The organism is Paenarthrobacter sp. NPDC057981 (genome assembly GCF_042886835.1).
Taxonomy (GTDB): domain Bacteria; phylum Actinomycetota; class Actinomycetes; order Actinomycetales; family Micrococcaceae; genus Arthrobacter.
In genome coordinates this window covers 45,853-58,584 of the sequence record NZ_JBHVQI010000014.1, presented here as the reverse complement: position 1 = coordinate 58,584, position 12,732 = coordinate 45,853, and the positions used below count along the sequence as shown (strand labels likewise).

Annotated in this window: 10 protein-coding genes; 6 read left to right on the top strand and 4 right to left on the bottom strand. The window is 65.6% G+C overall.

Annotated elements, in window-relative coordinates; all coding sequences use genetic code 11:
- Positions 1-29 precede the first annotated feature (29 nt).
- Positions 30-1,361, bottom strand: a complete 1,332-nt coding sequence (locus ACFVSI_RS13840; protein WP_387824508.1) for an alpha-hydroxy-acid oxidizing protein — start codon at positions 1,359-1,361, stop codon at positions 30-32.
- 78 nt (positions 1,362-1,439) lie between these two features.
- Between ACFVSI_RS13840 and ACFVSI_RS13835 the strand changes: the two genes are divergently transcribed.
- Positions 1,440-2,135, top strand: a complete 696-nt coding sequence (locus ACFVSI_RS13835) for a FadR/GntR family transcriptional regulator (protein WP_387824505.1) — start codon at positions 1,440-1,442, stop codon at positions 2,133-2,135.
- Between the two features lie 70 nt (positions 2,136-2,205).
- Here the strand turns inward: ACFVSI_RS13835 and ACFVSI_RS13830 are convergent, their stop codons facing one another.
- A complete protein-coding gene (locus ACFVSI_RS13830; RefSeq protein WP_387824502.1) occupies positions 2,206-3,234 on the bottom strand; it encodes a LacI family DNA-binding transcriptional regulator in 1,029 nt (342 codons plus the stop codon).
- A 179-nt stretch (positions 3,235-3,413) separates the two neighbouring features.
- On the opposite strand from ACFVSI_RS13830, the gene ACFVSI_RS13825 reads away from it, so the two are divergent.
- Genes ACFVSI_RS13825 through ACFVSI_RS13805 form a run of 5 tightly spaced genes read left to right on the top strand, consistent with a single transcriptional unit; the run spans position 3,414 to position 9,334 of the window.
- Positions 3,414-4,826, top strand: a complete 1,413-nt coding sequence (locus ACFVSI_RS13825; protein WP_387824499.1) for a Gfo/Idh/MocA family protein — start codon at positions 3,414-3,416, stop codon at positions 4,824-4,826.
- 30 nt (positions 4,827-4,856) lie between these two features.
- Positions 4,857-5,852, top strand: a complete 996-nt coding sequence (locus ACFVSI_RS13820; RefSeq protein WP_387824496.1) for an NAD-dependent epimerase/dehydratase family protein — start codon at positions 4,857-4,859, stop codon at positions 5,850-5,852.
- Positions 5,849-6,754 carry a 5-dehydro-4-deoxyglucarate dehydratase gene (locus ACFVSI_RS13815; RefSeq protein WP_387824493.1) on the top strand — a complete coding sequence of 302 codons (906 nt, stop codon included), beginning with the start codon at positions 5,849-5,851 and terminating at the stop codon, positions 6,752-6,754. The genes ACFVSI_RS13820 and ACFVSI_RS13815 overlap by 4 nt, the downstream gene beginning before the upstream one ends.
- Positions 6,754-7,902 (top strand): mandelate racemase/muconate lactonizing enzyme family protein, encoded by a 1,149-nt coding sequence (locus tag ACFVSI_RS13810; RefSeq protein ID WP_387824490.1) that lies wholly within the window; start codon positions 6,754-6,756, stop codon positions 7,900-7,902. The genes ACFVSI_RS13815 and ACFVSI_RS13810 overlap by 1 nt, the downstream gene beginning before the upstream one ends.
- Entirely contained in the window at positions 7,883-9,334 is a 1,452-nt protein-coding gene (locus ACFVSI_RS13805) for an aldehyde dehydrogenase (NADP(+)) (RefSeq protein ID WP_387824487.1), read from the top strand. The genes ACFVSI_RS13810 and ACFVSI_RS13805 overlap by 20 nt, the downstream gene beginning before the upstream one ends.
- A gap of 132 nt (positions 9,335-9,466) precedes the next feature.
- Here ACFVSI_RS13805 and ACFVSI_RS13800 read toward each other — a convergent pair whose 3' ends face one another.
- Positions 9,467-10,588, bottom strand: coding sequence for a M24 family metallopeptidase (locus tag ACFVSI_RS13800; RefSeq protein ID WP_387824484.1), 1,122 nt, complete (start codon positions 10,586-10,588; stop codon positions 9,467-9,469).
- Entirely contained in the window at positions 10,585-12,633 is a 2,049-nt protein-coding gene (locus ACFVSI_RS13795) for a DUF6807 family protein (protein WP_387824481.1), read from the bottom strand. The genes ACFVSI_RS13800 and ACFVSI_RS13795 overlap by 4 nt, the downstream gene beginning before the upstream one ends.
- Between the last annotated feature and the right edge of the window lie 99 nt (positions 12,634-12,732).

The window sequence follows — 12,732 nt, the reverse complement described above, 5'->3', positions numbered from 1 at the left end:
ATAGCGACAGGAGCTGTCCCCTACTTGGGTTAGCGCTGGAGCAACCGCACGTGGTCCGGGTTCAGGTCCGAGACCTTGCTGACGCCCAGGAGCGCCATGGTCCGGGTCATGTCCTTTTCCAGGATCTGGATGGTCCGGTCCACGCCCTCGCGTCCGCCTGCCATCAGGCCATAGAGATAGGCGCGGCCGATCAGGGCGAAATCTGCGCCCAATGCCAGAGCCGCCACGATGTCCGCGCCGCTCATGATGCCAGTGTCCAGGATGACGGCGGCGTTGCTGTTGTCCGCCTTCAGCGCCGCGGTGACCTCGGGCAGCAGGTGGAAGGGGATGGGCGCGCGGTCCAGCTGGCGGCCACCATGGTTGGACAGGATGATGCCGTCGGCGCCGTGGTCAACAACGCGCCGGGCGTCCTCCACGGTCTGGATGCCCTTGACCACCAGCTTGCCCTTCCACGTTTCGCGCAGCCAGTCCAGGTCCTCGTAGGTCAAGGTGGGGTCGAACATGGAGTTGATCAGGTCGGCCACGGTCCCGGTGTAACGCGAGAGGGAAGCGAACGTCAGGGGTTCGTGCGTCAGGAAGTTGAACCACCACGCCGGGCGGTAGGAAGCATCCAGGACAGTCTTCACGGTAAGGGCAGGCGGGATGGTCATGCCGTTGCGGACGTCCCGGAGGCGTGCACCGGCTACGGCGGTGTCCACGGTGACCATGAGGGTGTCGTTGCCGGCCTTTGCGGCGCGTTCGATCAATTCCAGCGAGCGGTCGCGGTCGGTCCACAGGTACAGCTGGAACCAGTTGCGGCCGTTCGGGGCGGCCGTTGCAACGTCCTCGATGGAGGCGGTGCCCATCGTGGACAGCGTGTACGGGATCCCGGCGGCTTCAGCGGCCTGCGAGCCGGCGTATTCGCCCTCGGACTGCATCATGCGGGTGAAGCCGGTGGGTGCAATGCCGAACGGGAGGCGGGATTCCTTGCCGAGAATGTCCGTGCGGAGGTCGATCCTGGACACGTCCCGCAGGATGCCCGGGCGGAATTCGATGTCCTGGAAGGCCTGGCGTGCCCGGCGCAGGGTGATTTCTTCTTCCGCGGCACCGTCGGTGTAGTCAAACGGCGCTTTCGGTGTGCGGCGCTTGGCGATGTCGCGCAATTCCCAGATGGTGCTGGCGCGCCTGAGCCGTGCGGCTTTGCTGAACTCGGGCTTCTTGAACTGCATGAGCGGCGCGAGGTCGGAGACTTTGGGAACCCGGCGCTTCAGGGCCGGAGGCTGCACGACGGCGGGTCGCGGCTGGGGCGGCCGGGTCACGTTTTCGTCGCTCCCGGCGTTGGCGGGCGCGGCCGTGATCTTGGGATCGAGGGTGTCGGTCATGCTGTTCTCCCTTGAATGCTGTGTGGTCTAACCACACTGTAATCCATGTGGTCGGACCACATCAACTAGTATTCCGGTATGCGAACGCACGAACTTGTCCTGCAGTGGATCGAGAAGCAGCTCTCCGATGGCGAGCTCGTCCTGGGTGGCCGCCTGCCTGGGGAGCGGACGATGGCCGAGCAACTCCAGGTCTCGCGGACCTCCGTGCGCGAGGCAGTAAGGATCCTCGAAGCCATGGGTGTGGTGCGCGCCGGCGTGGGTTCCGGCAAGGATGCCGGGACCATTGTCATCGCTGAGCCGGGATCGGCGTTGGGTTCAACCCTTCGGCTGCATGTGGCAACCCGCCATCTTCCCGTGGCCGACATCGTGGAGACCCGCGTCCTGCTGGAATCCTGGGCTGCGGCGCGCGCCAGAGTGGGCGTACCCGCGCTGGGGGAGGCCGCGGAACTGCTGGACCGGATGGAGACGACGCAGGACATTGCGACCTTCCTGGCCCTGGATGCCCGCTTCCATGTTGCCCTGGCGGAGGCGGCAGGCAACGCGGTGGTCAGCGCCATGATGGCCTCGCTGCGTGGCGCGATCGAGAACTACGCGGGCGAACTGACGGAAAACCTGCCTGATTGGAACGCGACCTGCAGCAGGCTGCGGATGGAGCACCGCGCCATCCTCACCGCCGTGAACAACAACGACGGCGGCAAAGCCGCTGAGCTGGTGGCAGCCCACATCCAAGGCTTCTACAATGAGGCCGGACTGGGCTCGTCCCATGGGTCCTAGAGCAACGCGGGGTCACTTATGGCCCATGGAAGCCCTCCCAAGGGGTCATAAGTGACCCCGCGTTGCTTCTCTAGGCGGGCTTAAGGGCTGGGGCTGCGGTGCTCTTGCGGATTTCCATACGCGGTGAGAACTCGTCCTGTGCCTGGATGGGGGCCGTGTCTGACTGTTGGATCTGCTCCCGCATCCGCCGCCACGCCAGGCTGCCGAGCTCATTGATGGGCACTGCGGCTGTGGTCAGGGGCGGAGTGGTGTATTTGGCGAAGGGGATGTCGTCGAAGCCCGTCACGGAAATGTCCTCCGGCACCCGGATTCCGCGCTCGTGCAGGCCGCTGAGCAGCCCCATGGCCACGAGGTCGTTGAAGGCCAGGATTCCCGTGGCGCCGCTTGCGATGATGGCGTCGGTGCATTCGTGGCCCGAATCGAAGTTGGAGCCGCCCGGAAGCATCTGCAGCTCGATCTCCGGGTGCTCTGTCCGGAACTGGTCCAAGCCAACCAGGCGTTGCCGGTTGGAGGCACTGTGCTCGGGGCCGGAGAGGAAGGCCAAGCGGCGATGGCCCAGGGATACCAGGTGCTGCGCCAGCTCCTGGATGCCCTGCCCATAGTCCACACTAAGGCTCGGTGTGTTGGTGGCTACCGTGGTGCGGTTGATGAGGACCAGCGGATGCAAGGTTGGTGCCAGTTCCTCGAGCTCGGCATCGCCCATGCGGGGCGCACAGAGCACGACGCCATCACAGCGCCGCCGGGCTTCCCCGGCCAGGATCGCTTCCTCGCTGGTGACTTCCGATGAATCCGCGATGAGGACGCGGTACCCGTCCTGGGCCGCCGCGATGCTGAGTCCCCGCAGGATTGCTTGGAATGTGGGGTTGGCCAAATCCGGGACCACGATCCCGATGGTGTCTGTTTTTCCCAGGGCCAGGCTGCGCCCAACCGGGTTGGGCTGGTACTTGAGTTCAGCCGCGGCGGCGCGCACCCGTTCGGCGATGCCGGGATCAACTGCGGCGTTACCGTTCATGACGCGTGAGACGGTGGCGTGCGAGACGCCGGCCTTCTCCGCGACGTCGGCAATCCCAACGCGCCTGTTGGTGTTCCTGCGTGCCATACGGTCCCTTCCCTTTGTTCGTCCTCCGAGTGCTCCGTCGTTGGAGCGCTGGTTGACGCGACCACCAGAGTCTTGATAGAAAGCTTATAACCCTCCGAGAAAACGCTTTCTCACATATTCTTCCACACGAATCCGGGCCGTCAAGCGGTTCACTCCTGCCTTTTGAAAGGGGCACACACATGGTCAACGTCGACTCAGCCGAGACCCGCACCCCGCCAGCAGAAGCGGCGACCCGCGCCGAAGATACCCAGCGGACCCGAATAGCCCTGATCGGAACGGGCGGGCGCTCGGAGATGTACATCCGGGCCATCTACGGACAGCACGCAGACGTAGCCCAGCTTGTTGCACTGTCCGACGTCAACCAGGGACGCGTGGACTTCTACCGGGAGCTCATCAAGGAACTTGGCGGAACGGAACCCGTGTCTTCCTTCGAGCCCGGCGAACTCACCAACTTCATCCAGTCCAACAACATTGAGCGCGTCATCGTCACGACGCCCGACTACACCCACGCGGACTACATCGTCGAGGCACTCGAGGCGGGTGCCGACGTCGTGGTTGAAAAGCCGCTGACCATCGACGTCGAGGGTTGCCGCCGCATCACCGAAGCAGTCGCCAAGACCGGACGCAACGTGGTGGTCACCTTCAACTACCGCTACTCGCCGCGCAACAGCGCACTGAAGGAAGTCATCCAGAACGGCGTGATCGGCAAGGTCACCTCCATCGACTTCAGTTGGGTGCTGGACACGGTGCACGGTGCGGACTATTTCCGCCGCTGGCACCGTGACAAGAAGAACTCCGGCGGCCTGCTCATCCATAAGGCCTCGCACCACTTCGACCTGGTCAACTGGTGGATCAATGATGTCCCGGAGCGCGTGTTCGCCTCCGGCGGCCTTCGCTTCTACGGCGACAAGAACGCCGCGGAACGTGGCCTGGGGGCCCGCCCGGAGCGCGGCACAGTCGATGGCCTGGAACACGACCCCTTCCGCCTGGACATGCGCGAGGACGAGCGCCTGAAGGCCCTGTACTACGACAACGAAAAATTCGACGGTTACCTCCGCGACCAGGACGTCTTCACGGAAGGCATCACCATCGAGGACAACCTCGCCCTGGTGGTGGATTACCAGGGCGGGCCTACCCTGAGCTACTCGCTCAACGCGCACAGCCCCTGGGAGGGCTACCGGGTCACGGTCAACGGCACCGAGGGCCGTGCGGAACTCGAAGTGGTGGAGCGGGCCGCCGTCGAGTCCAGCACCGACAAGAAGACGGTAGTGGACCCGAGCGCCACCCCCATCGAGGAAGACGACGCCGTGCGCCGGAACGGTGAGCGACTCGTGGTCCAGCGCCACTGGGAAGCTGCCTACGAGGTGCCCATCATCAACGGCGAGGGTGGCCACGGCGGCGGCGACAACCTGCTGCTCTCGGACCTCTTCAACGGCCCCGGCATCGACCCGCTGGGCCGTCCGTCCGGCTACATCGACGGACTTCGCTCGGTATCTGTCGGCATTGCAGGCAACCAATCCCTGGAGACTGATCTCCCCGTCCGGATCAGCGAACTCGGCCTCGGCGTCGATCTCAGCCGCAACCAGGCCTGACCGCTTTTCCCTCACACAAGGAGACAGACCATGAGCAGGATTTTTGTTACCGGCGGTTCGGGCAGGCTCGGCCGCAGCGTGGTCTCCGGCCTCGCCGAGGCCGGTCACCAGGTGATTTCGGTCGACCGCGACGCCATCCCGGCCACCCAGCTGCCGGCCGGCGTCGAGCAATACAGCGCAGACCTGCTGGCGCCCGGGGAAGCGGAGCGGCTCATTCGCGAAACAGCGCCCGACGCCGTCATCCACCTCGCTGCTATCGCCGTACCTTTCAGCGCGCCTGAGGACGTCATATTCAGCACGAACACCCGGCTCGCCTACGCGGTGATCAGTGCAGCGACCGACGCCTGCGTACCGAAGATCATCACGGCCAGCAGCCCCACCGCCCTTGGTTATGGTTCGCCGGCCGGATGGTTGCCGCCGTCGTTTCCCTTGAACGAGCAGACGCCGCCCAAGCCGTGGAACGCCTATGCGTTATCCAAGCTGATCGCCGAACAGACGGTACAGATGTTCGCCGCGGCCCAGGGCAACAACATCCGCTATGCGGCGTTCCGTCCCTGCTTCGTGATCTCCCCGGAGGAGTGGGAAGGAGCGCCCACGCAGCAAGGCCACACGGTCCGCGAACGCCTGGACGATCCCGCCTTGTCCGCGCCGGCCCTGTTCAACTACGTGGATGCCCGGGATGTTGCCGAATTCCTGGATGTTCTGCTGGCGAAAATGGACACCATTCCCAACGGAGAAGTGTTCTTCGTTGGCGCGAAGGATGCCCTGGCCACAGCACCCCTGGCTGAACTCTTCCCGCGCTTCCTCCCCGGCAGCGGGCCCCTCACCGCGCACTTGACCGGAACCAGCCCGGCGTTTTCCATCGACAAGGCCCGCGAGCTTCTGGGGTGGGAGCCGAAGCGCACCTGGCGGACCGAACTTACCCCGCCGTATGCCGGCCCCGACACTGCAGCACACCGAGCACCACTCAATGACGAGATCCATGCCGGCCTGGTACCGGCGGGAGCAACCAAGGAGACACCATGAATTTCGACGGCGTACTGTTCTTCCCCGTCACGCCCTTCGCCGAGGACGGCAGCGTCGATGTTGCCCTGCTCAAGGAGCACATCACCTCACGGCTTCCGTTCGGCCCCGGTGGCGTTTTCCCCGCGTGCGGCACGGGTGAATTCCACGCGCTCTCCCTTGATGAGATCCGAACCGTGGTGACTGCCGCCGTCGAGGCCGTCGCCGGAACCGTTCCGGTGGTCTCCGGTGCCGGCGGACCACTGGGGCACGCCCTTGCCGCTGCCAAGGTGGCCGAAGAAGCCGGCGCGGAGGCACTCCTGGTTCTTCCGCCTTACCTGGTCACCGGCCCCACCGACGGTGTGGTGGCGTACGTTGAGGCCGTAGCGGCCGCCAGCAGCCTGCCGGTCATCGTGTACCACCGGGGCACCGCCAAGTTCACCGCCGAAGCCATCACCAGCCTCACCGCGAACCCGAAAGTAGTTGGCTTCAAGGACGGGATCGGCGACGTGGGCCTGGCTCAGGAAATTGTGTCTGCGATCAACGCGAGCGGCCGCACGGACTTTGCCTTGTTCAACGGGCTGTTGACCGCCGAACTGACCCAGGGCGCCTACCGTGGACTGGGCATCCCCCTGTACTCCTCGGCAGCTTTCGCCATGGCACCGGAGATCGCCAAGGCCTATTACGACGCCTACATGGCCGGTGATGAGGAACGACGCCATGCCCTCCTCGAAGGGTTCTACGCGCCGCTGGTCCGCCTCCGGGACCAGACTCCGGGCTTTGGGGTCTCGCTCATCAAGGCCGGTCTCCGGCTGGCAGGTTTGCCGGTTGGTCCGGTCCGCCCGCCGCTGGTTGATCCCACCGAAGAGCAGCTCCTTGAGCTCAAGGCCATCCTGGCCAAGGGCCACGAATTGGCGGAGCGCTGATGCCAGCCCGCATCACTGGCCTGTCTACCCGGTTGATCACGGTTCCGCTGCTGCGCAGCTGGGGTGCGGAGGCACCGGAGAACCATGTGATTGTCACCAGCCTGACAACGGACGACGGCGGCACGGGCCACGGTTTCTCCTGGACACCCACCATTGGTCCCCAAGCAGTCAAAGCGCTCCTGGACCACGACATCGCCCCGTTCATCATCGGGCTCGAGGCGAATGCGGAGACGGTGTGGGACCAACTGTGGAAGCGGCTCCATGAAGCCGGTGGGGGAGGCCTGACCACCATTGCGATGGCAGGCGTCGACCTCGCGCTGTGGGACATGAAGGCGCGGCGGTCGGGGACGTCGGTCACCGGGCTTTTGGGGCAACGCCAGGAGTCCGTGGAGGTCTACGGCTCGGGCGTGAACCTGCACTATTCACTGGAGCAGCTCGTTGAACAGGCCCAGCGCTGGGTGGCGGCCGGGCACAGGGCCGTGAAGATCAAGGTGGGGAAGCCCGAACTCACCGAAGACGCCGAGCGGGTAGCCGCTGTCCGGCAGGTCATTGGTCCGGATCGGCTCCTCATGGTCGATGCGAACCAGCGCTGGGACCTGGCCCACACGTTCCGCGCCTTGGAGGTGTTGGGGGAGTACGGACTGGAATGGCTGGAAGAACCCATCCGTGCAGACGACCTCTGGGCCTACCGCCGCTTGCGGAAACACTCGCCGGTGCCCATCGCGTTGGGTGAAAACGTCCACACCGTGTACCGCTTCCGCGACTTCATCGAGGCCGAAGCTGTGGACATCATCCAGCCCAACATCGTCCGGGTTGGTGGCATCACACCGTTCCGCAGGATCGTTGAATTGGCCCGTACCCACAGCATCCGGGTGGCCCCGCATTTGCTCCCTGAACTTTCGGGCCAGCTCGCGCTCACCTTGGCTGAACCGGTCAGCGTCGAAGACGTGGAGGATGCCTCGTTCGGACAACTCGGAATCCTGGCCGGCCCTTCGCCAGTTCGGATCAGCAACATGACGGGAACCACCAAGCTCAGCTCAGCGGGCCTTCCCGGACTCGGCTTCCAATTTTCCGGGGAACCGCAGCAGGCCTATGACACTTCAGCCCTTGACAGCAAAGGAAACCGCAGTGAGTACAGCAACTCTTGATCTGACCTCCATCACCGCAGCAGCCACGGCAGCGGCGAAGGTGACCGCAGCAGCTTCCGACGCCGAGCGCGCGGCCTGGTTGACCGCCGTCGCCGACGCGTTGGACGCGAACGTGACAGAGCTTGTGGCCATCGCCGACTCCGAGACGAGCCTTGGCACGGTGCGGCTGACCGGTGAAGTGGCAAGGACCAGCGGCCAGCTCCGGTTGTTCGCCCAGGTCATCACCGAGGGTTCCTACCTTGAAGCGGTCATCGACCACGCTGATCCCTCAACCACCCCGCCCAAGCCCGACCTGCGCCGCATCCTGCGTCCGATCGGCCCGGTGGCGGTGTTCTCGGCGTCGAACTTTCCGTTCGCTTTCTCGGTAGCCGGGGGCGATACCGCGTCCGCGCTCGCCGTCGGCTGCCCAGTGATCGTCAAAGCGCACTCGGGACACCTGCGGCTCTCGGAGCGGACGGCGGAGATCGTCACCGAAGCCTTGTCCAAGGCCGGAGCTCCGGACGGTATTTTCGCTTTGGTCAGTGGCAGGGAGGCCGGGACCGCGCTGGTCCAGGATCCTGCCATCAAGGCTGTGGGCTTCACTGGGTCCATCCCCGGCGGCCGGGCGCTGTTCGATCTCGCGGCTTCACGGCCCGAACCCATTCCGTTCTATGGCGAGTTGGGCAGCCTGAATCCCGTGGTCATCACAGCCGAAGCTTTGGCCGAACGTGGGCAACAGCTTGCTGCGGGCCTGGCGGGCTCCTTCACCATGGGCGCCGGCCAGTTCTGCACCAAGCCCGGGCTCGTGTTCATCCCTGCCGGGACGGACTTTGCTTCGCAGCTTGCGAAGGCAAGCAAGGACAAGCCGACCGCTGCCATGCTGACGGAGCGCATCGCGGAAGCCTACCCGGACGGGCTGCGGAGCGTCGCGGACCAGCCGGGAGTCGCCGTCGTCAGTGGCTCGGTGGAGCAGGACAGCCTTTCGGACGGTGCCGCGCCGGTGGTCTTCTCCACGACGGCGGCCAACGTCCTGGAACGCCCGGAGGAGCTGCTGGAGGAATGCTTCGGCCCCACGACGTTGCTCATCGAGTACGCCAACCATGAGGAACTGTCTGCCGCCCTGGCGAAGGTTCCCGGGAGCCTGACGGGCACTGTCCACGCAGAGCCGGATGAGGATGTCTCGGCACTCGTGGAGCAGCTGAGCGGCTTGGCGGGGCGGGTGTTGTTCGATGGCTGGCCCACGGGAGTGGCCGTGAACTGGGCCCAGCAGCATGGCGGGCCGTACCCGGCCACGACCTCCCTGTTCACCTCAGTTGGTGCGACAGCGGTGCGTCGCTTCCAGCGTCCCGTTGCGTATCAGGACGCGCCGGAAAGTGTGCTCCACCCGGCCCTTCGCGACGCGAACCCCCTGGGCATCCCGCGTCGGGTGGATGGCATCCTGACGCTCGGCTAACCCAACTAGGGGACAGCAAACGTCGCATTGAGCCGTCATTGCGACAGTTGCTGTCCCCTAGTTGGGCCACCACGGGCAAAAGGGGCGGGCCACCGTAATGGTGACCCGCCCTTTTGTGCGTGGCGGCCCCGGTCAGGGGCGAAGCGTCAAGGGACGACGGCGGCCGTCCACTTCCGTGGTCGGCCAGCGTTCGTCTACGGTCAGGACCCGCACGCCGGAGTCCGTGAGCAGAACGGTGTCTTCGATCTTCACGCCGGGTCCCGAGGGGTTCCACGTGAACGGCTGGTTGAGGACGATCAGGTCCGTGACGTCGGCTGTGACACGGGGGTCGCGGCCCGCGTATCCGGCCGGACCGCCCTGGTGATGGAGTTTCCACTGGTCTTCGCCGAAGCCGTGGCGGGTGTAGGCCTTCTGGATTTCGCTGAAGACCTGGTTGAGCCGGACTCCCGGAAGCGTGGCCCGGAAAATGTCGGCCTCCACTGCGGCGATGCGTGCCTCGGCGTCGAGCTCCGCGGGGGTGCCGGCGTCGAATGCCACCCAGCGGGTCACGTTGGCAACCAAGCCGTTGCGACGGGCACACACAACGGCCATGGCGCGGCGCCCGATGGCGGTATGCGTGGCCAGCGGATGACGGAAGCTGCTGCGGGCCTCACCGTTGCAGAGCAGCACGAGCGGTTCGGCGCCCATCGCCACGATGCGGGCAGCGATTTCCGAGACCAAGTGGAATTCGGTGGTTTTCGGCGTCACGGTCTGGAGGACATCTGTCATGGCATGCGCTACTTCAGCAGAGAGCCGGGCATATCGTGAGGCCTCGCCGGGCAAGAGCTGCTGGCGGGCGGCGCGCAATTCGGCAGTCACTGCGCCTTCCACCAGCGGATCGCCGTCGAGCGCGAGCTTCGCCGCCGCGGCGTGCAGATGGCCGTTCCACGGCACCGTGTCCAGGCTGACCCCCTCCGGGAGCTCTTCAGCGGCGATCCGTCCGGCCTCGTTGTTGAACGTCACCAAATGGTCGCCTTCCCGGTCCACCAGGAGCGCGGCGATCGGATCTCCGGCCAAGCTGATGTGGACCCGGCTGCCGTCCAGATACCAGGTGAGGGCCGTATTGGAGGTCAGAAGGAGCGAGTCGCGGCCGGCGGCGTCCAGGATGTCCAGGACACGACGGCGTTTAACGGCACGGTCGGCGACGTTGCCTGGGGCTGTGCCCGCCGGAGCCGGCGTGGAGTGAGTCGTCGTGGATTGAGTAGGTGTGGTCATGCCGGTTCCCCCAAAGTGGTGATGAGCTGTTCAATGTCATGCGTTGCCAGGAACCCGTCCACGATGAGGACCCTCACTGTCCGCTGGACCGGCCGGCCGGGTTCGGTGGCCACGGGGCGGTCCCATGCCAGGGAGAGCCCGACGCCGGGGTAGCCCTCGTGCCGCACGAACCACGGGTCCGGTGCCTGCGGCGAGGCAAGGAACACGAGTGTTGCGGGGTGGCCCAGCCCGGGATCATCGGTGACGTGCGCGGAGCCGGCGGTACCGGCGTCGAACGTTCCTGACCAGGCCAGCCACGGCGCGACGCTCCCGTGGACCGCGTCCTCGCCGCGCGCCTCCGGCGTCCAGATAGTGGCATCGGCAACTGCGGGCATCCGCCAGAAGAAGCCACCGTAGCCGCCTTGCGGCCGCCCGTTGGACCCCGGACTGCCCAGCATCACCGGACGTCCCGTGGCCGATTCCAGCGTGAAGTCGAGCCTCAACTGCCAGGCTGAATGTCCGACGGCGGCCCACTTCCACTCACGCTGTTCGCGGAGTATGGGCGATTGGTCCGGAGCGAGCCAGCTCAGCTGCTCCCGCCGGAACCCGTCGCCGTGTTCTGCGGTGTCAGTGACGATCCTGCCGTGGTCGTTGCGCCAAACGTACATCCCGGCCTCGCGGGTGTAGGTCCGGCCGCCCCAGAAGTTGATCCGGTCCACATCCTGCAGGGCGACGCCGGCCCCCAAATGCCACACATGGTCTTCCGGCACGTGGTCCGTGACCACTGTGCCGCCGAGAGTCCGCACAGGATGGAGGTAGGGCCGTGGCGATGACGTGGGCCGGATGTGCGTGCCGTCCTGGACGTTGGCGACCGCGGCACCGTTGATGGTGAGCTCAGGCGTAATCGAGGACGTCCACGGTACACCGAGTTCGGCGAACGTGGCCTGGCCCAAGGCCGCTCGTCGGATCAAGGACCCGATGCCCTGCACCACCGCATGGGACTGGTCCCCCTGGCCTTCCCATGCAATGAACTCCTGAGGGATCGGGCGTGGGGCGTCGGCTGTCCGGATGGCTTCCAGTACCGCCATGTAGGCGCCGGAACCGCTCAAGGGGCTGAGCAAATCGGCTTCGCTGCGCGCTGCCAGGAGGTTTTCCAGTAGATCGGTCCGTCCGAACGTCTCTTCCCTGCTTCCTTCCGTGGTGGTGATCTCCACGCGGTCTTCCGTGTAGTAGAGGGTGAGTTGGCCCAGGGTGCCGTACACGGTGACGACGGGTGCGGACTGCTCGGGGGCGCTGAGCGTCAGGGCGCAGGTGAGCACGGTCCCTCGCGTCGTCCGTACCCGCACAACGGAGGTGTCGTCACTTTCAGTGTCGTTGGCCCGGTAGAGGTCTGTGTCGACGGACTGAACGTCGTCCAGGGTCCGGGCGCCGGCCAGCCGAAGCCCGGTAGCCACGGCATGCGCCAAGGCGTTGGTGGCCACCCCGTCCACCACATCGGTTCCGTCGAGGCTGCGCTTGCCTGCCCAGCGGGAGCGTTTGAAGTACGCCTTGTCGCGCAGCCACATGCCGGTGGCGCTGATGCCGCGGACTTCACCGATGGCCTTGGCAGCCACCAGGGCGTCGATGGTCGGGAGGGCGTCCGAACCCAGGCTCTGGAAGCCAACCTGGACGAGACAACCGGCGTTGGCTGCTGCTGCCATGACGTCCCGGTACAGGGCCAGGGTGGCGACCGGCGGTTTCTCGAGGTACACGTTGGCCCCTGCCCTGATGGCCGCGAGGGCCAAGGGAGCATGGGTTTGGATTGGGGTGGAGATGATGACGACGTCCGGCGCCGGGCCCGTTGCCAGGAGCTCGTCCAAGGAGGCAAAGACCTCTACTTCCGTTGCGAGTGCGCCCTGGGCGGGAGGCTGCGGATCGGCCACTGCTACCAGTTCCAGGACTCCGGCGGCGGACAGTCTCTCCAGGTTTTCCAGGTGGCGTTCGCCGAAACCGTGCACTCCCACCAGTGCTATCCGTGGCAAACGCGCGGGATCCTTGGGTGGGACGGCAGCCAGGGATTGCGTCATGAAAGTGTCCTAACTGGGTCCGGGACGGAGGTCAAGGGAGTCTGGAGTATGTCTGGAGCGGTTTCATCAGAAAACGCTTTCTCAAAAATTAGCAAAAGG